This is a genomic window from Pseudomonas sp. DF5, from assembly GCF_058148225.1.
The window spans coordinates 1-24,509 of sequence record NZ_JBYVYM010000014.1; the positions used below are offsets into that span (position 1 = coordinate 1).

General features: G+C 56.4%; 21 protein-coding genes. 10 read left to right on the plus strand and 11 right to left on the minus strand.

Annotated features, from left to right (window positions below; all coding sequences use genetic code 11):
- The 5 genes from gmtY to AC30D7_RS14600 form a co-directional block, all read left to right on the plus strand.
- Window positions 1-958 (plus strand): gamma-mobile-trio recombinase GmtY (gene gmtY / locus AC30D7_RS14580; RefSeq protein ID WP_490134532.1); only part of this gene is annotated, 958 nt, incomplete at its 5' end.
- Between the two features lie 9 nt (window positions 959-967).
- Window positions 968-3,574, plus strand: a complete 2,607-nt coding sequence (gene gmtZ, locus AC30D7_RS14585) for a gamma-mobile-trio integrase GmtZ (RefSeq protein ID WP_490134533.1) — start codon at window positions 968-970, stop codon at window positions 3,572-3,574.
- A complete protein-coding gene (gmtX, locus tag AC30D7_RS14590) occupies window positions 3,571-4,245 on the plus strand; it encodes a gamma-mobile-trio protein GmtX (protein ID WP_472509075.1) in 675 nt (224 codons plus the stop codon). The genes gmtZ and gmtX overlap by 4 nt, the downstream gene beginning before the upstream one ends.
- A gap of 99 nt (window positions 4,246-4,344) precedes the next feature.
- The gene (locus AC30D7_RS14595) at window positions 4,345-6,492 is read left to right on the plus strand and encodes a CHAT domain-containing protein (protein ID WP_490134534.1); all 2,148 of its coding nucleotides are present in this window, start codon (window positions 4,345-4,347) and stop codon (window positions 6,490-6,492) included.
- A gap of 56 nt (window positions 6,493-6,548) precedes the next feature.
- On the plus strand, window positions 6,549-7,658 hold the full coding sequence (locus AC30D7_RS14600) for a hypothetical protein (RefSeq protein ID WP_490134535.1): 1,110 nt from the start codon (window positions 6,549-6,551) through the stop codon (window positions 7,656-7,658).
- A 285-nt stretch (window positions 7,659-7,943) separates the two neighbouring features.
- Here AC30D7_RS14600 and ilvD read toward each other — a convergent pair whose 3' ends face one another.
- The 5 genes from ilvD to AC30D7_RS14625 all read right to left on the minus strand — a co-directional run bounded on the left by ilvD (window position 7,944) and on the right by AC30D7_RS14625 (window position 14,945).
- Complete coding sequence (ilvD, locus tag AC30D7_RS14605) at window positions 7,944-9,785, minus strand: dihydroxy-acid dehydratase (protein WP_018928674.1); 1,842 nt, start codon at window positions 9,783-9,785, stop codon at window positions 7,944-7,946.
- A gap of 257 nt (window positions 9,786-10,042) precedes the next feature.
- Window positions 10,043-11,263, minus strand: a complete 1,221-nt coding sequence (locus AC30D7_RS14610; RefSeq protein ID WP_490134536.1) for an MFS transporter — start codon at window positions 11,261-11,263, stop codon at window positions 10,043-10,045.
- Window positions 11,256-12,233, minus strand: coding sequence for a diiron oxygenase (locus AC30D7_RS14615; RefSeq protein ID WP_490134537.1), 978 nt, complete (start codon window positions 12,231-12,233; stop codon window positions 11,256-11,258). The genes AC30D7_RS14610 and AC30D7_RS14615 overlap by 8 nt, the downstream gene beginning before the upstream one ends.
- The gene (locus tag AC30D7_RS14620; RefSeq protein ID WP_490134538.1) at window positions 12,230-13,309 is read right to left on the minus strand and encodes a SagB family peptide dehydrogenase; all 1,080 of its coding nucleotides are present in this window, start codon (window positions 13,307-13,309) and stop codon (window positions 12,230-12,232) included. The genes AC30D7_RS14615 and AC30D7_RS14620 overlap by 4 nt, the downstream gene beginning before the upstream one ends.
- 439 nt (window positions 13,310-13,748) lie before the next feature.
- Complete coding sequence (locus AC30D7_RS14625) at window positions 13,749-14,945, minus strand: class I SAM-dependent rRNA methyltransferase (RefSeq protein WP_017341306.1); 1,197 nt, start codon at window positions 14,943-14,945, stop codon at window positions 13,749-13,751.
- A gap of 232 nt (window positions 14,946-15,177) precedes the next feature.
- On the opposite strand from AC30D7_RS14625, the gene AC30D7_RS14630 reads away from it, so the two are divergent.
- From AC30D7_RS14630 to AC30D7_RS14640, 3 genes are read left to right on the plus strand one after another with little or no spacing between them, the layout of a single operon-like run.
- A complete protein-coding gene (locus tag AC30D7_RS14630) occupies window positions 15,178-15,990 on the plus strand; it encodes an HDOD domain-containing protein (protein WP_490134623.1) in 813 nt (270 codons plus the stop codon).
- A 30-nt stretch (window positions 15,991-16,020) separates the two neighbouring features.
- Window positions 16,021-16,833 carry a bifunctional DNA-formamidopyrimidine glycosylase/DNA-(apurinic or apyrimidinic site) lyase gene (gene mutM, locus AC30D7_RS14635; RefSeq protein ID WP_018928680.1) on the plus strand — a complete coding sequence of 271 codons (813 nt, stop codon included), beginning with the start codon at window positions 16,021-16,023 and terminating at the stop codon, window positions 16,831-16,833.
- 54 nt (window positions 16,834-16,887) lie between these two features.
- On the plus strand, window positions 16,888-17,211 hold the full coding sequence (locus AC30D7_RS14640; protein ID WP_490134539.1) for a multidrug transporter: 324 nt from the start codon (window positions 16,888-16,890) through the stop codon (window positions 17,209-17,211).
- A gap of 57 nt (window positions 17,212-17,268) precedes the next feature.
- Here AC30D7_RS14640 and AC30D7_RS14645 read toward each other — a convergent pair whose 3' ends face one another.
- The 5 genes from AC30D7_RS14645 to AC30D7_RS14665 form a co-directional block, all read right to left on the minus strand.
- Entirely contained in the window at window positions 17,269-17,520 is a 252-nt protein-coding gene (locus tag AC30D7_RS14645; RefSeq protein ID WP_003195146.1) for a YfhL family 4Fe-4S dicluster ferredoxin, read from the minus strand.
- Between the two features lie 123 nt (window positions 17,521-17,643).
- Entirely contained in the window at window positions 17,644-18,123 is a 480-nt protein-coding gene (gene coaD / locus AC30D7_RS14650) for a pantetheine-phosphate adenylyltransferase (protein WP_007939322.1), read from the minus strand.
- Window positions 18,124-18,238: 115 nt separating this feature from the next.
- Window positions 18,239-19,834, minus strand: a complete 1,596-nt coding sequence (locus AC30D7_RS14655; RefSeq protein ID WP_490134540.1) for a GMC family oxidoreductase — start codon at window positions 19,832-19,834, stop codon at window positions 18,239-18,241.
- A 73-nt stretch (window positions 19,835-19,907) separates the two neighbouring features.
- Window positions 19,908-20,453: a twin-arginine translocation pathway signal protein gene (locus AC30D7_RS14660; protein ID WP_490134541.1), complete on the minus strand. Its 546-nt coding sequence runs from the start codon at window positions 20,451-20,453 to the stop codon at window positions 19,908-19,910.
- Window positions 20,454-20,481: 28 nt separating this feature from the next.
- Entirely contained in the window at window positions 20,482-21,912 is a 1,431-nt protein-coding gene (locus AC30D7_RS14665; RefSeq protein WP_490134542.1) for a coniferyl aldehyde dehydrogenase, read from the minus strand.
- Between the two features lie 146 nt (window positions 21,913-22,058).
- On the opposite strand from AC30D7_RS14665, the gene AC30D7_RS14670 reads away from it, so the two are divergent.
- Entirely contained in the window at window positions 22,059-22,730 is a 672-nt protein-coding gene (locus AC30D7_RS14670; RefSeq protein ID WP_490134543.1) for a TetR/AcrR family transcriptional regulator, read from the plus strand.
- A 33-nt stretch (window positions 22,731-22,763) separates the two neighbouring features.
- On the plus strand, window positions 22,764-23,618 hold the full coding sequence (locus AC30D7_RS14675) for a sulfurtransferase (protein WP_490134544.1): 855 nt from the start codon (window positions 22,764-22,766) through the stop codon (window positions 23,616-23,618).
- A gap of 54 nt (window positions 23,619-23,672) precedes the next feature.
- Here AC30D7_RS14675 and AC30D7_RS14680 read toward each other — a convergent pair whose 3' ends face one another.
- Window positions 23,673-24,509: an AraC family transcriptional regulator gene (locus tag AC30D7_RS14680; protein WP_490134545.1), complete on the minus strand. Its 837-nt coding sequence runs from the start codon at window positions 24,507-24,509 to the stop codon at window positions 23,673-23,675.

A 24,509-nucleotide genomic window follows, 5' to 3' on the forward strand; every position in this document is an offset into this window, starting at 1 on the left:
GTCCGCTTATCACTACCGACGGAGCAAAGCCTTCCTTGGACACACTTGGGCGGCAAACGCATCTCCTACGGAGATCGGGCACCGAGTGCGAGGTCGACGCCTTCCTAAGATTGAAAAGGGAGAGCCACCCGCCTTCCCGGAGGAGCGCTTCGAAGAACTACTGGTCAAGGGATTCAGCAAGTCTGGACGCCAAGATTATCGAGGTATGCTCATCACACTGCTGCTGCACGGCGCGGGCTTTCGGGAGTCGGAGCCTTTCCATCTCTACATCCCGGACGTGTTCCAGGATATCGCCAACCCGCGCCAAGCCAAAGTTCACATTCACCACCCGAGCTATAGCGTTGCACCCGCCGATTGGCGCGATGAGCGGGGGCGACATCGTAAAGGCAACCGAGAGGAGTACCTCGCCAAAGAGTTCAGCCTTGTTCCCCGCACCGATCTGATGGATCGCCGTCACGCAGGCTGGAAGGGTGGCACACACGATGGCCCCTACTACAAGCTGGCATACTGGTTTCTGCCGGAGTATGGCGAATGGTTTCTGCACCTCTGGAACCGTTACATGGAACAGGTTGCGCGCGTCGAGCGCGATCACCCATTCGCCTTCATCAACTTATACCGCGACCCCATTGGCGCGATGTATACGCTCACCCAGTACAACAAGGCGCACGCCGCTGCGTGCGAGTGCATAGGCCTTAGGGTGGGCAAGGCATTGGGTACGACACCACACGGACATCGTCATGCCTACGGCCAACGGCTGCGTATCGCTGGCGTAGACAAGGAGCTGATTCGTCGGTTCATGCATCACTCCTCGGTGGAAAGTCAGGAGGTCTACACGCAGGCGAACGCCCGTGAAACCTTAGTGGAGCTCGAAGCAGCCGCGCAGCGGTTGCGCAGCATTTACCCAAGTATTCAGCCCGTATCAGATCTGTTGTTGCCTGCAATAGAACACAACGATTGAGGACGCCTCGTGGCCGAAAAGAATCCCAAAAAGTCATCGAAAGTAACCGCTATTCCGGCTTTCGAGACTAAAAAGACGGTACGCACATCGGACACAACCCTCGGTTGGGTCGAGCGGGAGTATCCCCAGCTTACCGATTGGCGAGTCTTGGCGATGGAATGGTTAAAAGGCGAAGTGCGCGGTGTCTCCCATAAACTCGATGCATTGGCGGTCTTCCTGGAGCGCTACCTAATTAAGCAAGGACTGCCGGTGACCCCGGCTCTATTCCTGTCACGCAACAATATCCTGCCCGACTTCTTTCAGACGGTCTGCCCTGATTCGGCACAAGGCATCGAGTACACCAATTACATCCATGCCTTTCTCCACTTCGTCTTGTTGCGTGAGTTCAGCGAAGCCGCTGACGACGGCCAAATGGTTATCTCACCGCGCTTCTACAACCCCGTACCTCGGATGACCAAGAGCGGTCTTCCGAAGCGAGACGAGAGCGTGCATTCGCCCCTTCCCTACGGCTACATTGATGAGCTGCGGCAAATGCTCGCAGAGGGGCCACACTTTCGAGACTGGCAGTGGGCCCAAAATGCGCTCGGGGTCGAAATCGGTCGGCCCGGGTATTATGGTCCTGACTGGTTTGAAGTAAACGAGGACCAGATAGACCGGATCGACCCGGACTGTGTTTGGCGCCGGCGATTGGTAAAAAACAGACAACGATTTGAGCTGTGGAGCCCGGTTCGCTGGGTGGCACAGCTCGTGAAGCTCATCGTGCCTTTGCGCACTTTCCAAGTGCGCATGCTCGATTCGGGCGAAGCGGATACCTGGCGTTACGCTGAAGGGTGCTGGACGTTGAATTCAAACCGTCTCGCGCAAGGCAGTGAGCGAAGGCTGCTGCATCAGGGAGTATTTCGCCGCAACAATCCGCTAGCTGATGGCAATACCATCTCAGTTGTACTCTACATCAACACCAACAAGACCGCAGACATCGCTAAGTCCGGCCCCGATAAGGGCTACGTCCTGCCTTGGCCCGTCGGCGGACCGATGCATCAGGACATCGTTTACTGGTTGGAGAAGCTGCGCAACTGGCAGGAGAAGTACAATCCCGTTTCACGTCGTACGCCCTGGTCAACTCTAGATCACCGCTACTTCAAAATTAAAAGTGAGGTGCAGCTCGCGAGTTACCCCGATACCTGCTTCCTTTTTAGGATGCCTGAGGCTGACGAGGGAGAACGTCATCTTCCATTAAAAGAAATGACATTGTTACCGGGCTGGTTCCGCCTGCTGCGGGCACTGGAATTAAGGCTCTCCAATCGATGTGAAACTCATCGTAACGGCACACCGATTCGCTTCCTACCGTTGCAGCAAAAACACCGCAATGGGGTGAAAACCCTGTTCCCCCTTCACAGCCTGCGCGTCTCTCTGATCACCGCTTTAGCGCTGGAAGGTCGAGTGCCATTCTCCATCCTCCAAAAGCTCGCCGGCCATAGCCGTCTGTTGATGACCCTCTACTACTTTAAGCCCGGCGCGTCGCAAATCCGTGACGTGCTAGTTGGCGCGGCGGAGCGGTTGGAAGCGAATAAGGAGGCGAGTATCCAGAACTTCCTACTCGACACCGAGCACGAAGAACTCCTTCAAAACGCGATATGCAACAGCGTGTCTAGCCTCTCCGCTGCGATCCCACAGCACCCAGCGGCTCGAAACGCGGTGGGCTGGATGCCCATGCACCACGGCCTGTGCTTGGTCGGAGGCAACACCAGCGAGGCCGAGAGCAATGGCTCAACAGGTGGCTGTTACAATGGTGGGCCGATGCTTTCGAGCGGCACAGCGTCAATGGCACCCAAATTTGGGCCTGTTCCAGGCGGTTGCCGGAATTGCGTGCGCTGTCGCTGGTTTTTGACTGAGCCGCATTACCTACCAGCGTTAGTTGCTCATTTCAATACGCTTGCCTACCACTTTGACGAGGCGCGCAACATCTGTCTCACTCGCGAAGACGAACTTCAGGACCTGAAGAAACAGAAAGCCGACACAGAAGACACCGGTCGGCCTTTCATCCAACTGGACGCGTTCCGACAAGCCGAACGAGTATGGGAAAGCGCTATGCAACGCTTCAGCGATCTTGCAGAAGACCTCGTTGCCTGCTGGCGTCTGATTGAGCGCTGTAAGGTGGCACTCGAATCCCCAGAAGGAGACGGTACAAATTTGATGGCCCTCGGCACAGTAAGCGATGTGCATATTGCCTTCGAGGAAACAGAGTCAGAACTGCTTCAACTCGCCGGTGTGTGTGAAAACGTTGAGGTGTACCCCGATCTTGAACCCGGCAAGGCCGTGTTCCGCCGTAGCCAGTTGCTCGACGCAGTCCTTTATCGTGAGGATCTAGCGCCCGTCTTCATGCTGTTGGGCGAACAGGAACAATTGCTCGCTGGTAATGCTTTCATGCGTCGCCTTGCTCAGCAAATGAACCCAGAGAATCCCGCACTCGGTCAACGTCAAGTGATACGTTTGATGGATGCAGGCGTAAGCCTTAGCCAGCACTTCGATATAGACCTCTCTGCACTTTTGACTACGACAAATCACTCTCAGGCAATTCGAACAAGGCACTCGTCCGTTGCGGGAGATCACTTATGAACGATAAAACGGACATTCACCCGAGCGTGGTCTTGGAGGCCTTGCTCGCCAAGGGGGGGCGTTCGAACCGGCGCGCAAACTTGGTGAAGATGCACGAGGTTTGCCGAAAACAGCATGAGGTCGGCTCCCGAGACTTTTCTATACCCGCCATTGGCCGACTAGCGGAAGCCGCCAGCATAATGAAAGGGCGGGCGCTCTATAATGCCCAGTCCGCTGACTACCGATTGCTCATAGAAGCTTGGGCCGCCTACGCCGGGCCGCCCCCTATCAAGCCGTCAAAAATGCTCGCGAGTTACGAATATCTGATGCGCATAGAAGACCCCGCCATACGCTCAATTATGCAGACTGCTATAACCGAGCGTGACAAGCTCAAGGCGCAACTTAACCTCCTAAAGGCAAATACGCAGGTGATTGTAGACCGGCGCCCACAGGGTGCGACCATCGTTGCTGCACCTGAAGCGCAACCTGTACCAGTGCTCGCGATGGCCGCACAACTGACCCAGTCTGAGCGCGAAGCCTTCAAAAAAGCGGTATCGTCGGATTACCTGGAAGAGCGTGGACTGAGGGAGGGTAGCCATGGCGAAATCGTCAACGAGCGCGGCCGGATAATGTTCGAAGTGGGCTTTGCCCGGGCGATTCGAAAGATACTAGGCGACTCAACGTACAAATAGTTGCACGGACTGGCCCCTCCCTCAGCATTCGATAAGCAGCAGTGCTTTGCACTACCTATCGATACCTGACTCACTCGATCATATAGCCAAGGAAGCGTTATGAGTACCAGCGCGATCAGCCACTTAGTTGTTGTTCCAAGTAACTCTACCGAGAGAAGGACGACATTTTTTCAGGGGTATTCTGAATTTTGGCATCCTGATTTTATAAAAATTTTAAACTGTTTAGTTTTTTTTCCACATGACGCCTCTGATATCTACCTCTCTGGTGGAAATTTTGTCAAAGCAAGATCTATTGGCGCGTGCTTACAGGTAGATTTTCTGCGCGCCGATTTGGTGGAAAAGTATTTAGGCGTACCGTATAACCCCTTAACCGTTTTGTGGAGTACAGAAGAAACGTTCGATTATGTTGAAAAAGCCATTTCCGAACTTAATTTAAAGCCGCTACATATTACAACCGCAGATAGAAAAGATTGCACTTCAGTAGTTAGCCTGAATGAAAAGACGGTTTTTAGAATAATTGATAATCTTTTCGCACGTGCCGCATGTACCGACTCAGAACTGAACAAGTTCAGGGCTTTTTTGAAATCAAAAAAGTTTAAGAGTCGGGAGAAAATTGGGTTGCGTTTGAACGCCAAAGGTCATAATTGCACCGAACCCCTTATCGAGACGCTTGTTAATTATGGAGCGAAAATCAAAGTCACAGGAATTAAGCCTTCTGGCAACATTACAGAACACATATCGGGCATGATGCATTTAACGCGCAAAATAGATGCTCTTCGCCCAAAGAACATTGTTGAATCCCCTTTTCGAAAAAATGACATTATTGTGCACTGTCCATCTGCTTACAGCTTCCTTTATCGTGCAGAGGGAAAACTCTGGCGTGACCTGAATAGACATTTAACCAACCCGAAACGAAATTTTCTTAAGGCAACCTTGATTCGGGGTAAAGGATATGGAAATTCCTCAATAGCCATGTCTGAAGAAGACGTATTCAACCCCTATGAAGACGGAATACTTGGCCCGCTATTACGAGATCGTCAAGTCGAACTTAAAATATTTACAACCACAATTTCCATAATAGCATCTAATCAGTTTGTGCCTGCGTTGAGACTTCCAAACTCCGTTATGCTACACCACGACAAGCTTAAAGATATTGGGAAAACTGTAAACTCAAACGTAAAGCAGTGGCATGAAAAATTAAGTAAAAAGTTTTTCGATTACAGCGAACTACTTAAGGCGGACATTGGCAAAGAATTACTTTGTGGAATTTTTAATAATCGAGAAAAAATATTAGCAGTCTGCGACTTCCCTATCGAATGGGTTTCAATTGATCTATTGCCAACGATGTTTAGGCATGAGCTTTCTCGCATTCCTTCCACACCAGGAAATGTTACAACCAACGTATTATTATCTCTACCCAAACGTGCTTATGCCTATAGCGCGCTGTGCGATATTCTCATAATCCGTTCTTTTGATGCAGATGATGAAATCAGAGACCATCTGTCAGAAGTCGTGCAGTGGGGGCATGAGGAAGGGCGCCTGAAAGGCCTTAAAGTAGAGCTGGTAGATGTAGCATCTAAAGAGGAAGTAATAGAAGCACTGAATTCATTTAAAGGACTCATGGTTATCTTTGATTGCCATGGAGGACATGGAGGTGAGGAGGACTCAGCCTGGCTGCATGTCGGAGGAGAAAACATAAGTGTTTGGCACATATACCAATCCGCCAGAGTTCCACCGATAATCGTTTTAGCTGCTTGTAGCACGCATCCGGTAGAAGGTTCCCATGCGTCCGTAGCAAACGGTTTTTTGGAGTCAGGAGCCTGCAGTGTCCTTGGTACATTTGCGCCAATTAACTCGGACCACGCTGCGACATTTGTTTTACGACTCTTAAGCAGAGTTGCAGTTTATTTACCTATAGCGCTGAAATCACGACCATACACTTGGCGCGAGATAATATCCGGTCTCTTTAGAATGTCATATACAAGAGACGTTTTAACATATTTGCGCGACGATAAAAAGCTATTAGATCATAATCAATATGCTGCCATACACATCAAAACCAACATGCTCGTAAATACATATGAAGATAAATATTGGTTCGACAAATTTAAATCGTTGGTAGCTGAAGAGCTGGAGCTCGAAGATCTAGCAGCTAATGAGCTGTTTCAACAAAACTTTCAGTTCGTAGAGACAATGCTTATGGTTCAACTTGGGCGCCCAGAAAACATCGTCATTATCGCTGACTAACCGCTACTTACTGGTCGCATATATTTTAAGCGTCCTAGCTTTTCGAAGGAGAAATAATGGTAGATGTGAAGTTTTGTGTATTTTGTGGAAGGCCGCCCGAGTCAAAAAACAAAGAGCACGTATTGCCTCAATGGTTGTTGAAATTGACTGGCGATCCTAATAGGGTTGTTAGCATGGGGTACAACTACAAAAGAAAAACAGAAATCTCTTTCCGCTGGAAATCGCTAGTCACTCCAGCCTGTGAGGCATGCAACACAGAGTATGCGTCTTTAGAAAGTGAAGTGCGCCCAATAGTAGAGGCCCTCCTTGAGCGAGAACCTTTATCAGTCGCCAACTACTGTACGCTATTGGATTGGCTTGATAAAGTTCGCGTAGGCTTGTGGTTAAACTATCATCTTTTGATGGGCAACCCTACTGGCATTACACCCTCATTTTACATTAATTCTCGGTTACGTAAAAAGGATCGTTTTGTCGCGATCTACCCACTTCAAGAGGAAAATGCGGGACTAAATGCGCATGGTGTGGAAACGCTGTCATTTCACGGAGCTCCGTCGGCTTTCGGTTTAAGAATCAACAGCATTTTTTTGATAAACTGCTCAAGTGATTATATTTTTTCAGGGCGCTGTGGTTTTCCATATCCCGCCAGCATGAAGTTGCATCTAGATGGTGAGAGCTCAGGCTATCTGCAGATGGATGAATTTAAAGCTACAAGAAAAATAAAATCACCTATATTCAGCTTTCAACTTCACAAACCTTCAGTGTTCCTTCTTCAACCCATAATGCAGAGTCCCGTAAGCGAGATAGATCAAAGCTCTACTGTTCTAGGTGGCGATCCAACTCGCGACCCATACTTACTCGCTAGTACCATGACAGGTATGCAGGCCGGAGTTGGAAAAATTTATCGTCAATTTAAAGGCCATGCCTCTAGATTGGACGATCAAAATGCGGAAATTACGTTTGACACTATTACGGGTTCTGAATGCAGGCCGGCAGGGCAGTTAGTCTCGCAAGTATATGAACTACAGACATTTTTACAGGGTGCTTACAGTCCGATAACCGAAGATTTAGAGATTCGCAAAAGCTGGAATCAACGGCAAAAAATAATGAAGCAACTAAATAGGTCAATATCAAAAAGTTATATTAATGCTTCCAGCCCTAAACGTTGATGTGGCTAGATTTTAGGCTAAGGGCAATTCTGGACTGTTGCAGGACGTATTGAGGGGTTAGAAATTGAGGTAACGGTGCAGTCCCGCACGGTTCTCCCAACGAAAAAAGCGTCGGCATTGCCGCCGACGCTCAGGAATTGCGATGCATTACTATGTATTTGTACATAGTAATGCCTTAACGCCCAAAGCCCATAGTCAGTAGGCTTTCGCGGAGACTTCTAGATACTATGTACCATTAGGGTAGAAGTCCCATGAGCGGGGCATTTTTTGTTCGACGGTTAAGTATTACAGCCCGTCGAGCATCGCTTTGTTACGCACGGCACCCTTGTCGGCGCTGGTCGCCAACAGGGCATAGGCTTTCAGAGCGGTGGTCACTTTACGTGGACGCTTTTCCACTGGCTTCCAGCCTTTCTTGTCCTGCTCGACCCGGCGCGCGGCCAGTTCTTCGTCGCTGACCAACAGGTTGATCGAGCGGTTCGGAATGTCGATCAGGACCTTGTCGCCGTCCTGCACCAGACCGATCGCGCCACCGGCAGCGGCTTCTGGCGAAGCGTGGCCGATGGACAGGCCCGAAGTGCCGCCGGAGAAACGGCCGTCGGTGAGCAGGGCGCAGGCTTTGCCCAGGCCTTTGGATTTCAGGTACGAAGTCGGGTAGAGCATTTCCTGCATGCCCGGGCCACCTTTTGGGCCTTCGTAACGAATGATCACGATGTCGCCAGCCTTCACTTCGTCGGCGAGGATGCCGCGTACGGCGCTGTCCTGGCTTTCGAAGATTTTCGCGTTGCCTTCGAAAACGTGGATCGACTCGTCGACACCGGCGGTTTTCACCACGCAACCGTCCAGCGCGATGTTGCCGTACAGAACGGCCAGGCCGCCTTCTTTCGAGTAAGCGTGTTCGACACTGCGGATGCAGCCGTTTTCACGGTCGTCGTCCAGGGTTTCCCAGCGGGTCGACTGGCTGAACGCGGTTTGCGTCGGGATGCCCGCAGGGCCAGCCTTGAAGAAGTGATGCACCGCTTCGTCGTTGGTCTGGGTGATGTCCCACTTGGCGATACCTTCAGCCATGGTCTTGCTGTGTACGGTCGGCAGGTCGGTGTGCAACAGACCGCCACGGGCCAGGGAGCCGAGGATGCTGAAGATCCCGCCGGCACGGTGCACGTCTTCCATGTGGTATTTCTGGATGTTCGGCGCGACCTTGCACAGTTGCGGTACATGGCGGGAGAGGCGGTCGATGTCGCGCAGGTCGAAATCGATCTCGGCTTCCTGGGCTGCGGCCAGCAAGTGCAGGATGGTGTTGGTGGAACCGCCCATGGCGATGTCCAGGGTCATGGCGTTTTCGAACGCCTTGAAGTTGGCGATGTTGCGCGGCAATACCGACTCATCGTTCTCGCCGTAGTAGCGCTTGCACAGCTCGACGATGGTACGGCCGGCCTGCAGGAACAGCTGTTCGCGGTCGCTGTGGGTAGCCAGGGTCGAACCGTTGCCCGGCAATGCGAGACCGAGGGCTTCGGTCAGGCAGTTCATCGAGTTGGCGGTGAACATGCCGGAGCAAGAGCCGCAAGTAGGGCAGGCGCTACGCTCGTACTCGGCGACCTTCTCGTCAGAGGCGCTGGAGTCGGCGGCGATCACCATGGCGTCGACCAGGTCGAGACCGTGGCTGGCCAGTTTGGTCTTGCCGGCTTCCATCGGGCCGCCGGACACGAAGATCACCGGGATGTTCAGGCGCAAGGCGGCCATCAGCATGCCAGGGGTGATCTTGTCGCAGTTGGAAATGCAGACAATGGCGTCGGCGCAGTGGGCGTTGACCATGTATTCGACGGAGTCGGCGATGATCTCGCGGCTCGGCAGCGAATAGAGCATGCCGTCGTGGCCCATGGCGATGCCGTCATCCACGGCGATGGTGTTGAATTCTTTGGCTACGCCGCCGGCCCGTTCGATTTCACGAGCGACCAGTTGACCCAGATCCTTCAGGTGCACATGGCCCGGTACGAACTGGGTAAAGGAGTTGGCAATGGCGATGATCGGCTTCTTGAAGTCGTCATCTTTCATCCCCGTGGCGCGCCACAGTGCGCGAGCACCGGCCATGTTGCGGCCGTGGGTGGATGTTTTCGAGCGGTAATCAGGCATGGAGCACTCCGGGCGGCAAATCAGGTATCAAAAGGGAAGTGAGCTTCTATTGACGTCTGGAACACTCAGAAATGGCCGTGTGTCCGGAAGTTGCCGATAACTTTGCGGGATCGCCGCGCGCTTCAGCTTGAGCTCATAAACCCGCCGGGGGATGACTGGCGATGAATCTCGCGATTCTACACCGCTGGCGTCAGGAGGGAATGCCGGAAAGTGCTGATCCAGTGCTGACGGGGCGTGTGGGATGACGACTGGCAGGGTTATTCGATGCTTGGGTTGGCTCCCGGGCTTTTGGCTCGGCTATGGATACGACTGTTGAGCGCCAGCGCCACGCTGCTCAAAATGATAAAGCTGTATCCCAGCGTCGATTGCAGATTGGCCGGGCTCAAGCTGATAAGCGTACTGATCAACCCGCCACAGATGAAAATCACCGTACTGCCGGCTGACGCCGAGGTTCCTGCATTATCGGGGAACAGGCTCATGGCTTTGGACGTGGCGGCTGGTCGGGCGATGGTGGTACCGGCGGTACAGATGAGCATCGGTACAAGGACGGTAAACGGGGATAACGTAAAGTGGCTTGCGAGGTAAAGCATGATCAGGCCAGACAGCAGGATCAGGATGAGCCCGCTGATGACTTGATGACCGGGACTGATACGTTTACCCAGCAGCGTCGCAACCGTGCCGCCGACAATGTAGGCGCCGCCATAGACCAGCAGGATCAGCGAGAAGTCATAGGCCGACAGCTGGAGTTGATCCATGAAAATCAGTGGCGAAATCACTATGAAGGAAAAATGGCAGGCGAAAGCAAAGGCGGAAATCAGCCAGTAGGATAGAAAGTCGACATCGCACAAGACCCGGCGGTAGGGCTGGAAGATATTCGATAGCGCCCCGGTTGCCGCAGGCCGAGTGTTTTCGAGAAAAAAACAGGCCTTGAGCAGCACTATTCCAGCCAGTGCGATAAACACCACAAAGCTGCCCTGCCAGCCCAGCGTGGCTTGCAGGAACGTGCCGGCCAACGGTGAGACCGAGATGAAAACGCCGGTGGCAGTCACCATCAGGATCCGCAACCGGTCACGCTCCTCGCCCTCGAACAGGTCCTGGATCAATGCTTGTGACAGCACGAAACACCCGCAGCCGAGTGCCTGAATCACACGGAACAACAGGAAGTGAACATAGTCCGTGGTCAGTGTGCAGCCCACCGCACCCAGCATCGAGATGGTTATTCCAGCGAGCAACAGTCCTTTGCGCCCGATCACATCCGACAGCGGCCCGATCAGCAGTTGAGAGGCCGCTATGCCGACAGCAAACAGACTGATCGACAGCGTAATATCGGCGGGCGTACTGCGAAAGTGTTCGGCGAGCGCCGGGAAAGAGGGCAGCAGGACATCCAGCGGGAACACGCCAAGCAGCACCATGGCCAACAACAGGCTGACCGCCCCCCGACGTTGTTTGACGGTCGCCGCGGATTGTCCTTCAGCCATCGATAAGCCCTGCCTTCATGAACAGTTGCTGGTTGGAGGGCAGGTCGAAGAAACCAGCCTTTTTTAACGCCTGAAGCGTTGCGCCAGCACCGGATCGCGCCCGTTGATGGGTGGCTTGGGGGCTGGTCAGTCCGCCAAGAATTGCCGTGATGGTGGTCTCGCCAAGACCCGCGCTGAGCAGGCTTTCGCGCATCCATCGCTCATCGGCTTCGAAGAACATCCGGATGATGTCCAGCAGCGCTTTGGCGACAAACGTGCGTTGAGGGCTGTTCAGCGTCAGCCACAGGTAATGGAACACTTCAGAGAAATAGCGACTATGGCGCGCCTCGTCCGCCAGATGATCCCTGAGCATTGCCTGGACGCTGGAAACCAGGTCGTTACGGCAGACATCGAGCAGTTCCTTGGCAATGATCGTCTCCGACACGAACCCGACGAGAAACCAGGCCAGCGCCCTGTATCTTTCAGGGGCGTCGTCAAGCAGGGCGTTCAATCGCATGATGCGGTGGGGCATGGCCGGACGTCGGCTGATCCCGTAGAAACTGGCAACTTGCTCGGCAAGGCTGTTGGAAAACAGGGCGTGATAACCCTCGTCGGTATAAAGCTGAAGCGCGGCGGTCTTCATTCGTGCGGGAATGTGGACGTTCAGTTCATCATGGATGATGGTTTCCACGGAGCGGTTGACGATGCGGTGCTCAAGCAAGGTGGTGTAGTCGAGGAAGTACACCAGATGATTGGCCGACAACCGATGGATGACGGTTTGACCTGCCGCCTGGATAGCCGGGTGAGTCAGGTAAGCCAGGAAGCCTGGAGGAAACCAGTGGCGCGTTTCCAGTTGCTGTTCCAGGTCTGGTGGTAATAGATAGTCGTGTTCGCTGGTGCGCACTGACGCACGGGTATTCCAGTCGCCCAGGGTGTAACGATGAGCCCAGGACACGGGTTGCTCCAACGGGGCAATGATGGGAGTGGTCATTGTTGCGGCTCCCGACTGCTCAGAAGATCTTTCAATTCCTTGCACATCATTTGTCCGTCGCTGTAGCCACAGCCGACAAAAAACAACGGTTGCTCTGCGCTGTCCTCGATCCCCAGCAAGACCTCGACCTGATCATCGGCCAACGCCCCCGTCAGCCAGGTGTTCAACCCCAGTGCAGTGGCCACCAGTTGGAATGTTTGCGAGATATGCCCCGCTTCCACGAATGCCATTCGATAGGCTCGCGAGTGTTCATATTTCCACCACAGCTTGTCGAACCGACTGGTGATGAACAGGCCCACGGGCAGGTTGTTGATGAAGTGCTGCCCACACAGCAACTGCCCCAGTGGTGAGTCAGGTTCAGGGTTGACGAAACTCAAGGCGTGGTCGGTGGGATGGTAGGCGTAGAGCCCGGGTTTCAGGCCGCTGACGTTGTGTACATGAAGAAAGCCTTCGCAGGCATTCAGCCCGCCACCGGATGGGCTGCTGCGCCGGGCATCGAGACCTTCGACAAGGGTTTCGTCGACGTCGTTTTCGCGTTCATGCAAGTAGCCCAGGGACAGGTAAAGCAGCGTGCCGATAGCTTCCAGTGAAACGGCGGCATCGGTGAAGGTGCGGCAGGTTTTTCGGCTGATCAGGGTGTTGGCAAGAGACCCTTCCGGCAGGCAGGAAGGTCTTGGCAGGGCAATCAGCTCCTGTGCCTGATGCTCTTTGAGCCTACTGCCCGGCGCAGGTGAGCTAAGCACTTCGGTGCAATGGTCCAGATAGTGTCTTGACCATTCATGAATATCTTGAGGGACATGTTCGCAGGGGATGTTTTTGGTACCGATATGGAATATCTTCGACAGTTCATCCCAACCCCATTCAACAGTGCCTTGTATTGATGTTGTCAGTATTCCTGCGTTCAGGAGTTGAGTGTCAACTATGTTGCTGTCGTTATACAGTTTTGGGTTGTTGATTAGTTGCGTAAGTCTGCTTGAGTATTCAAGGCTTAGTTCAAATTGTTTGTGATTTTTGTAGTCCCAGACTATTTGGCCAGGCGTGCGAGGAAGTATGAGTAGATATGGGTTTATCTGCATGGTGGGCGGTTCCCTCTGGACGGGTGCCATAGAAAACGCTGGGTAGCCGGCACTCCCCAGCGTCTCATTTACTTAGCGGGCTTTTGGTGCGACCAGAAAAGCCAGGTTGGCGATTTTGTTAGCTTCCAGAGTAATTGCTTTCATGTTGTTGACTCCTTGTCATTTGATAGTGAGTGTCACTTCGAGGTGACAACTCAATCATAGGCTTTAATGGGTTCTTATCAAGGGGAGATTAAGTAGGAATATTCCAGTAATTTTGTCGGAGCGGTCTTGGGGTTGGAGAAAATTTGTAAGTTATATTCTTTCAAATCAAATGTGCAGGGAAACGTCCTGCAAGTTTGTAGGACTGCAAGAGTAAGGCGATGGGGCGGGAGAGGAGATGTCGCGGCGTCAGAATGGTTGACGGAGAGCCTGTCGGCTCCCCGTCAAACCGGCGTACTCAGCTGTTTGGCAGCAGACGGCAGGTAATGCTCTTGATGTAGCGGGTTTCGGCAATGGCTGGGTGAACCGGGTGATCCGGGCCTTGTCCGCCGCGCTCCAGCATCTGGATGTTGCGGTCCAGGTGACGGGCGCTGGTCAGCAGGATGTTCTGCAGATCGTCTTCCGGCAGGTGCATCGAGCACGAGGCGCTGACCAGGATGCCGTCCTTGCTGAGCAGGCGCATGGCTTGTTCGTTCAGGCGACGGTAGGCACCTTCACCGTTTTTCATGTCTTTCTTTCGTTTGATGAATGCAGGAGGGTCGGCCACGATGACGTCGAAACGCTCTTCGCTGGCTTTCAGCTCTTTGAGGGCTTCGAACACGTCGCCTTCAATGCAGGTCATTTTTTCGGCGAAACCGTTCAGTGCGGCGTTGCGCTCGACGCCGTCGAGGGCGAAGGCCGACGCATCGACGCAGAACACTTCACTGGCGCCGAAGGCGGCTGCTTGCACGCCCCAGCCACCGATGTAGCTGTACAAGTCCAGCACGCGTTTACCTTTGGCATAAGGTGCCAGACGCGCGCGGTTCATGCGGTGGTCATAGAACCAGCCGGTTTTCTGGCCCTGGATGACCGGCGCTTCGAACTTCACGCCGTTCTCTTCCAGCGCCACCCACTCCGGCACCAGGCCGAACACGGTTTCGACGTAACGGTTGAGGCCTTCGGCGTCACGGGCTGCGGAGTCGTTCTTGAACAGGATGCCGCTTGGCTTGAGCACTTGGGTCAGCGCCGCGATCACGTCATCTTTGTGAGCTTCCATGGTCGCCGAAGCGATCTGGACCACCAGGATGTCGCCGAAACGGTCGACCACCAGGCCTGGCAGCAGGTCGGAGTCGCCGTAGACCAGACGATAGAACGGCTTGTCGAACAGGCGATCGCGCAGCGACAGGGCGACGTTCAGGCGATGCACCAGCAGCGACTTGTCCAACGGCAACTTGATGTCGCGCGACAGCAGGCGGGCGCAGATCAGATTGTTCGGGCTCATGGCAACGATGCCCAGCGGCTTGCCGCCGGCGGCTTCGAGGATCGCCTGATCGCCAGCCTTGAAGCCGTGCAATGGGGTGGCGGCTACATCGATTTCGTTGCTGTAGACCCACAAGTGACCGTTGCGCAGGCGTCGGTCGGCGTTGGCTTTGAGGCGCAGGCTAGGCAGGGACATGACGTCGCTCCGGAAAAAAGAGCGGAAGTATAGCGTGTTGAGGGAGTGGCGGGTTTGACGGACGATGAAACGCGCATGACGCCATCGCGGGCCCGCACACATATGGATTGAGTTTGACTGGCTGTCGGATCGATCTTTTTAAGGGGTAGAATCCCCGCCTGACCCGGAGTGCGTACTTATGTCCCAAGAGCTGTCTTCTGAACAGATTCAACAGTCCCTGCAAGGCATCAGTGTGCCGGCCCAGCCGCAGATCATGGTGGATCTGCAGATGGAGCAATATATGCCCGACCCGGACCTGGAGGTGATCGCCAAGCTGATCTCCCAGGACCCTGGCCTTTCCGGCGCCTTGCTGAAAATCGTCAATTCGCCGTACTACGGCTTGAGCAACAAGATCACCGCGATCCAGCGTGCAGTAAACCTGTTGGGCAGCCGTTCGATCATCAACCTGATCAACGCGCAGTCGATCAAGGGCGAGCTGAACGACGACGCCATCGTCACCCTCAATCGTTTCTGGGACACGGCGCAGGATGTGGCGATGACCTGCCTGAGCCTGGCCAAGCGCGTCGGTGTCCAGGCCGGCGATGAAGCCTATGCGCTGGGCCTGTTCCACGATTGTGGCATCCCGCTGATGCTCAAGAAATTCCCTGATTACATGAAGGTTCTGGAACAGGCCTACGCCAACGCCAGCGCCGAATGCCGCGTGGTGGATACCGAGAACAGGCAGTACAACACCAACCACGCCGTGGTCGGGTATTACACCGCCAAGTCCTGGCGTCTGCCGGAACATGTCACCCAGGCCATTGCCAACCATCACAATGCCCTGGCCATTTTCAGCGATGAGTCGTGCCGCAATACACCGCTGAAAAACCTGCTGGCAATCCTGAAGATGGCCGAGCACATTTGCGCCTCCTATCGGGTGCTGGGCAACCAGGCCGAAGACCACGAATGGAACAATGTCGGGCATCTGGTGCTCGATTACATCGGTCTATCGGAATACGATTTCGAAACCCAGAAACAAGAAATTCGCGACCTCGCCACACGTTGAGTGTCGAACCTCGCCTGATTCGAGAGCCTCATGCCTGAACTGCCGGAAGTCGAAACCACCCGCCGCGGAATTGCACCGCACCTGGAAGGCCAGCGCGTCAGCCGGGTGATCGTGCGTGAGCGCCGTCTGCGCTGGCCGATCCCCGAAGACCTGGATGTGCGGCTGTCGGGCCAGCGCATCGTGCTGGTGGAACGGCGGGCCAAGTATTTACTGATCAATGCCGAAGTCGGCACGTTGATCAGCCATTTGGGCATGTCGGGGAATCTGCGGCTGGTGGAAGCCGGCTTGCCGGCGGCCAAGCATGAGCATGTGGACATCGAGCTGGAATCGGGCCTGGCCCTGCGTTACACCGACCCGCGTCGGTTCGGGGCGATGCTCTGGAGTCTCGACCCGCTGAATCACGAACTGCTGGTTCGCCTGGGGCCGGAGCCGTTGACCGATCTGTTCGATGGCGAGCGTCTGTTCCAGCTGTCCCGTGGGCGATCCATGGCGGTCAAGCCGTTCATCATGGATAACGCGGTGGTGGTTGGCGTCGGCAATATCTACGCAACCGAAGCGCTGTTTGCTGCCGGCATCGACCCGCGCCGCGAGGCCAAGAGCATTTCCCGGGGGCGTTATTTGAAGCTGGCGATCGAGATCAAGCGCATCCTGGCGCTCGCCATCGAACGGGGCGGTACCACGTTGCGGGACTTTATCGGCGGCGACGGCCAGCCGGGGTACTTCCAGCAGGAGCTGTTCGTATACGGCCGTGGCGGTGAACACTGCAAGGTCTGTGGCACGGGGCTGCGGGAAGTCAAACTCGGGCAGCGCGCCAGCGTCTTTTGTCCCCGTTGTCAGAGCTGATATCGGCTACGGTCTATAGTCAGTGTTCTCACTGCCTAGCCGAAGGACCGTGCCATGAATCTGTTTCGAACCCTTGTCGTCACGCTGCTGCTGAGCGTCGCTGCGCCCGCGCTGGCTAATGAGAACGGCAGCGGCGACCCGCGTTACACCATCCAGAATCCACCGGCCTACGCCATGCTTGGCGATCTGCTGATTGCCCGACCGTTGCTGGTGGTGGCGACAGTGATCGGTGCCGGGGCGTTTGTGGTGTCGCTGCCATTTACCGCGCTGGGCGGCGGCATTGGCGATGCAGGGCAGGCGCTGGTGGTCGACCCGGCGAAAGCGGCGTTTGTGCGGTGTCTGGGGTGTATCGGGGAGGGGTTTGAGCAGCGGGAGTGAGGCATAAAAAAGATCGTCCGAAGGTTCGGGCCGCCTTCGGACGATCTTTCCAGGCTTTCAAGCCTTACCGGTAATCTTCCGGTACTTCTCCATCAACTGTTCTTCAGTTTCCGGATGGGCTTCGTCCAGCGGAATGCAATCCACCGGGCAGACCTGCTGGCACTGCGGTTCGTCATAGTGGCCGACACATTGCGTGCACAGGTTCGGGTCGATCACGTAGATCTCTTCGCCCTGGGAAATGGCGGCGTTTGGGCACTCGGGTTCGCAGACGTCGCAGTTGATGCAATCGTCGGTGATGATCAGGGACATGCTAACTCCAGCCGGGGCGGCAGGCCCGGGCGCAATAAACCAATGCGCACAATTGTGCCGCATTGGCGCCCGCAGTGCACGCGGGCGCGATCAAGTGCAGTGGATCGCAGCCTTCGGCAACGCCTACTTTTTGAAGCGTTCGGTGAGGGCGTCGGCCACCACCGGGTGGACGAATTTGGTGATATCGCCGCCCAGGGCCGCGATTTCACGGACCAGCGTCGAGGAAATGAACGAATAACGCTCGGACGGGGTAAGGAACAGGCTTTCCACATCCGGTGCCAGTTGGCGGTTCATGTTGGCCAGCTGGAATTCGTATTCGAAGTCTGACACCGCGCGCAAACCACGCAGGAACACATTGGCGTTCTGCTCTTTGGCGAAATGCGCGAGCAGCGTCGAGAAGCCGACGACTTCAACGTTCGGCAAATGTTTGGTGACCTCGCGGGCCAGCTCCACACGTTGTTCCAAGGGAAACAGCGGGTTTTTCTTCGGGCTGGCGGCGACGGCGATGATCACGTGATCGAACAGGCGGGAGGCGCGTTCGACCAGATCGCCATGGCCCTTGGTAATAGGGTCGAAGGTACCTGGGTACAACACTCGGTTCATCGCGTCGTCCTGGCGGGAGTCCGTTGGGGAGTCGGATGGTATCGCAGCCTTCCCGGTCGGCCAAGTCGCCTGTTGGGTAAGAAAGCACTATAGACGATGGGAATATTCCGCGTTTTCATGGGTTTTTCAAACGATCAGCCAGCGAATTCGCCAGTTTCGCCGTCAGTCCGTAGACCGACAATTGTGGGTTTGCACCAATGCTGGTGGGGAATAGCGAGCCGTCGTGGATCGACAGATTGCGCAGTTGGTGATGTCGGCCGAGGCTGTCGGTCACGGCGTTTTTCGGGTCCTCACCCATGGCACAACCGCCCATAACATGAGCACTGCCCAGGCGCGTGCGATACAACTCAAGGCTCAATCCGTCGATCAATGCGCGCGCTTCGGCGAGGGTTTTCACGTAACGGGCGTCGGCATGCAGCGGCATCACAGCGTTTGCGCCACCGGCGAACTGGATCTCGGCCATGCTATGGAACGCCCGGCGCAACCCGTCCCAGGCATACGGTGAAACCTGATAGTCGAGTACCGGCGTGCCGTCACTGCGCAATTCGACATTGCCGCCGGGGCTGTCCGGGTGAAAACCGTCTCGCAGCAACGCCAGCATCGCGTGGGTATGTGGCAGATTCTCCATGTGCCGGGCGTTTTCCGTGCCGAAGCCACCGAGCAGGGTGGTGGCCAGCGCCGGGTGCAGCGGTGGGACCTCCAATTTGTAGGACATCTTGCCGGTGATGCCGTCCTGCCACTGGAAATGGTCGGAATAAATCGACTGCGGCGCGCCGTAGAACGGGTTGATCACCTCGTCGAACAGCCCGGCGGACATGTTGACCAAATGCAGGAACGTCCGTTTTCCCAGTCGCTCATGCGGATCCGGCGCCTCCGAGCGCAACAGCAGCGCCGGACTGTTGATCCCGCCGCCGGCCAGCACGTAATGCCGTGCCTTGACTGTGATTGTGCGTCCGGTAGGGGCAACGCAACGCTCATCCATCGCCACACAGTGCAGACCCGTGACCCTGCCGTCCTTGATCGACAGCTTTTCAGCGCGAGCCAGATAAAGCAGCTCGCCACCTTTTTCCAGGGTCGCCGGGATGGTCGTGACCAGCATCGATTGCTTGGCGTTGGTCGGGCAACCCATGCCGCAGTAGCCGATGTTCCAGCAGCCGCGCACGTTGCGCGGGATCACATGCCAAGCGTAGCCGAGTTTTTCGCAGCCTTTGCGGATGACGTCGTTGTTGGCGTTGGGCGGCACCCGCCACGGGGCGACGCCCAGGCGTTGTTCCATTTTCTCGAACCAGGGCGCTATCTCGGCCGGTGTGTGACCTACGACGTCATGTTCTTTGGCCCAGTGTTCGAGCGTCTGATCCGGGGTGCGGAAACTGGAGGTCCAGTTGATCAGCGTGGTACCGCCCACCGCCCGACCCTGGAGGATGGTGATCGCACCGTTCTTGCTCATGCGCCCGATGCCTTCCTGATAGAGGCTGGTGTAGGCCTGATCCTCAAGCATCTTGAAGTCGCTGCTGGTCTTGAGTGGGCCTTCTTCGATGAGCAAGACCTTGTAGCCTGCGGCGCTGAGGATTTCGGCGGTGGTTCCGCCACCGGCACCGCTGCCGATGATCGCCACATCCGCTTCGAGGGTCAGGTCCTGGGGTAATTGCGAACCGTTGTAGGTTTTCCAGCCACGGGCCAGGCCTTCGCGAAACGGATCGGGTACGGGCATGTTCGGGTTCTCTTGTTGTTATGTTTTGGGTGCGATGGTGAGGCGGCTTGCCCGCGAAAGGGACGCCACGGTTTCAGACCGTAGGCGGCCCCGGATACCCACAATGCGCCCAAGACTCCGCCCGGCTGTACCACGCCATCATCACCATTTGCAGCAACGAGCTATGGCCCATGCGCAGCAGGCTCAACGAGCTGTTTTCCCAACGGTCGAGAAAATGTCGGATGGCTTCGCTGCTGGCGTTTTCCCAGCTGCCCCAGATCCCGGTCAGTGGGCCGCGGGTGATGCTCATCCCCAGCACATCGAACAATTGCCGGGTCAGCTTGAGCATTTCCGCAGACAGGTGATCGAGGCTGTAATCTAGGCTTTTGAGGGTGCCTTCGACGGCGGCCGGCATTTTCTCGACGGCCACGGCACCGTCGAGCATTACCGGGATCAGTGCCCGCAGAAACAACAGGTCACCGCTGCGCAGAGTCGCGAAACCGCTGGCCGCTGTGCTCGACGAGCAGCCGCTGAGGCTCGCGCCGAATCCGGCTGTGGCCAGAAATGCGCTGGCGCCCAGGCTGAATTTAAGCAGGCCGCGCCGTGACAGCGCGGGTGTGTCGGACAGGCTTGGGCTCATTATTGTTATTACCCGGCGGTGTTGATCGTTAGCGGATAAACAGCTTCTGGATCAGTTTCTGAATGGATTTGCCGTACGGCGGATAGATCAGCTTCGCCGCATTGAAACGCTGTTTGATCAGCACGCCCTTGGCCTTGCTGAAGGTCAGGAAACCCTCATGGCCGTGGTAGTGGCCCATGCCCGAGGCGCCGATGCCGCCGAACGGCATGTCGTCCTGGGCAACGTGCAGCAAGGTGTCATTGAGGCATACGCCGCCGGAATGGGTTTCGTGGAGAACGCGGTTTTGCTCGCGCTTGTCGTAGCCGAAGTAATACAGCGCCAGCGGACGAGGCCGTTGGTTGATGTAGGCAAATGCTTCATCGAGATCCTTGTAGGGGACGATCGGCAACAGCGGGCCGAAAATTTCGTCCTGCATCACCGTCATGTCGTCGCTGACGTTGAGCAGCAGGCTATGACCCATGCGTCGGCCCTGGCCCTGATCGAACAGCGGAATCAGCAGCGCGCCCTTGCTGGTAGCGTCGCTGAGGTAACCGTTGAGCCGCGCCAGTTGTCGGTCATTGATGATGGCGGTGTAGTCCGGATTGTCGGCCAGGGTCGGATAAAACCCGCGAACTGCCTGGCGATAGGCTTCGACGAAAGCGCCGACGCGGTCTTCCGGCACCAGCACGTAGTCCGGGGCGACACAGGTTTGCCCGGCGTTGAGAGTCTTGCCGAAAGCGATGCGTTCGGCGGCATCCTTGAGCGGCACATCGCGGGAAACGATGGCCGGGGACTTGCCGCCCAGTTCGAGGGTCACCGGGGTCAGGTTCTCGGCGGCAGCGCGCATCACGTGTTTGCCGATGCTGGTGGCGCCAGTGAACAGCAGATGATCGAAGCGCAGCCGGGAAAACGCCACACCGATATCAGCCTCGCCGAGCACCACGCAAACCAGGTCTTGAGGGAATATCCGCCCCAGCAATTCCTTGAGCAGCAAACCGGTGGCGGGGGTCGATTCGCTGAGTTTGAGCATTACCCGGTTGCCCGCCGACAACGCACCCACCAACGGCCCGATGGCCAGATAAAGTGGGTAGTTCCACGGCACGATCACCCCGACTACGCCCAGCGGTTGATAAACGACTTTGGCCGACGCGGGTTGAAAGGCGATGCCGACTTTGCGCCGCGAGGCTTTCATCCAGCCTTTGAGGTGCTGGCTGGCGTAGTGAATGCCGTGCAGGCTGGGCATCAATTCGGCGAGCAAGGTTTCGTCGGCGCAGCGGTGGCTGAAATCCTGGCTGATGGCGTCGATCAAGGCCTGGCGCTCATTGCTCAACAGGTCCCGCAATGCCTTTAGCCATTGTTGGCGCTGAGCTGCCGGCGGCATCGGGTTGCCTGTATACGCAGCGCGTTGAGCATCGAACAGGGTTTGGAGCTCGTCCAGAGGCTGCTGCAAGTTCTTCAGGTAGGCGATGTCAGCAGGCATGGTCGGCTCCGGATTTATTGTAATAAGGGGATTTTTAGAGTCAGTACTCTAAAAAGTCAAATGACATCCTGACGCAGCTTTGTTTTATCCACCCACGGATAGGTCGTAAGATGCCCGTCACCGCACTCTGAATTAAAGCTCAAGCCATGGCCCCTCGGATCAAAACCAGCGAGCGCATCGTGCAGAACAGCCTGGAGCTGTTCAATCAGCAGGGCGAGCGCAGCATCAGCACCAACCACATTGCTGCCCATATGGAGATTTCTCCGGGCAACCTGTACTACCACTTCCCCAACAAGCAGGCGATCATCGCTGTGCTGTTCGGTGAGTACGAAGGCCTGGTGGACAGCTTCCTGCGCCCGCCCCAGGGCCGCGCAGCGACGGTCGAAGACAAGCGCTTCTACCTCAAGGAATTGCTTGCCGCCATGTGGCGCTACCGGTTTTTGCATCGCGACCTCGAGCACTTGCTCGACAGCGATCCCGAACTCGCCGCCCGTTACCGGCGTTTTTCCCAGCGCTGCCTGATCCAGGGCTCCGCCATTTACGAAGGGTTCGTCGCCGCAGGCATCCTGAACATGGATAAGGTTCAGATCGAATCCTTGACGCTGAATGCCTGGATCATCCTCACGTCCTGGGTGCGGTTTCTGTGCACCACGCGGGAAAATTCCAACCACTTGAGCGAGCAGGCCATCAAGCGCGGCGTGTACCAAGTGTTGGTGCTTGAGGCCGGATTCGTCACCGATCAATCTCGCGAAGCAGTGAATGCGCTGTTCGACGAGTTTTACGTGCCGCTGGCCCAGGCGCTGGAAGAAGTGCATTAGGATTAAAAACCGACAACATCACAGGAGCCCGTTATGCCCATAGCGCAACTGATCAGCCCGCAAGCGTTGGACCTGAAAAAGGAGACCCCGGGGCTGGTGATTCTGGATTGTCGTTTTGCCCTCGAAGACCCGGATTATGGTCAGCGCAGCTATGCCGAAGGGCATATTGCCGGGTCGAGCTTTGCCGATCTCGAGCGTGATCTGAGCGGGGCAGTGGTCAAGGGCGTTACCGGGCGTCATCCGTTGCCTGAACCCGAAAAGCTGATCGAGCGCCTGCAAGCCTGGGGCATCAATACCGACAGCGAAGTGGTTTTGTACGATGACGGTCCTGGCGCCTACGCGGCACGGGCCTGGTGGTTGCTGGCCTGGCTGGGCAAGCGCGACGGTGTGTTCATTCTCGATGGCGGGCTGAAGGCCTGGCATGCCGCCGGATTGCCCCTGAGTCTTGATCCGCCGTCGATCACTCGCGGCACCTTCACCGGGACGCCGGATGCTTCGCTGGTGCTCAGCGCCAAACAGCTCCAGAAACGTCTCGGTCAGCCCGCGTTGACCTTGCTCGACGCCCGCGCCATGCCGCGCTTCAAGGGCGAAGTGGAACCGATCGATCCGATTGCCGGGCACATTCCCGGCGCACAATGCGCCGCGTTCACCGAAAACCTGGGCAGCGACGGGCGTTTTCTGCCCGCCGATCAGCTCAAACAGCGGTTTGCTGCGAAGCTCGGTGATCGTTCGCCGACGGAGTTGGTCGCCTATTGCGGTTCCGGCGTGACGGCCTGCCACAACCTGTTCGCCCTGTGCCTGGCGGGCTATCCGTTGGGGGCGTTGTATGCCGGTTCGTGGAGCGAGTGGATCAACGACCCCGCGCGAGGCGTCGCCACCGGCGAGTAAGCGCAGAGCCAATGTGGGGGCTGGCTTGCTCCCACATTTGGATCTTTGGTGTCATCAACCGGGTAACTGCCGCGCGCTGCGATACGCTCCCGGTCCAACGCCATAAACCTGCTTGAATTGCCGGCTCAGATGACTCTGGTCGGCAAAGCCCAGTTGCGTCGCGACTTCCAGCGGCAGGCAGCCGTCCTGTAACAACGCCCGTGCCCGAGCGATACGCTGCTGCATCAGCCAGGCGTGCGGCGGCATGCCGGTGGCGCGGCGGAACACCCGGGCGAAGTGGAAGGGCGACAGGTTCACCGTCGCCGCCAGTTCCTCCAGCGAGGGCGGTGCCGCCAATTGCGATTGCAACCGTTCCTTGGCCAGGGTCACCGCCCGGTGTTCCTTGCCAGGTTTGCCGGCGATCGGGACGGCGGCGTGGCGTTGCAACAACGACAGCATCATTTCCCGCCAGACCGTTTGCTGCTGCAGGGCCGTGGACGGACTTTCCAGCAGTCGATGCAATTGGCAGAATCCCCTCACCAGATCCAGGTCGCGATACAGCGTGGCGCCAAACACCGGCAAGGTGTCGCTCGGCAGTTCGAGTTCCTCCAGCAGCGAGAGAATCTGCCCGCTGTCGGGGTAAAACGCCCGGTACAACCAACCGTCTTCCGTACCTTTGTGGCCGGTGTGCAGTTCGTCCGGGTTGATCAGCACCAGCGTGCCGCTGCCCGCCAGATGCTCGGCGCCGCGATAGCGATAACGCTGGGCGCCGGCCATGATCATGCCGATCACATAGCCGTCATGCACATGCGGGGCGAAACGGTGTTCGATGTAGCGCGCGGACAACAACTCGACCCCGGCCAGCGGTGCCGTTTGCCAGAAGTGGATCGACTCGCCCTGATCGACTTCCAC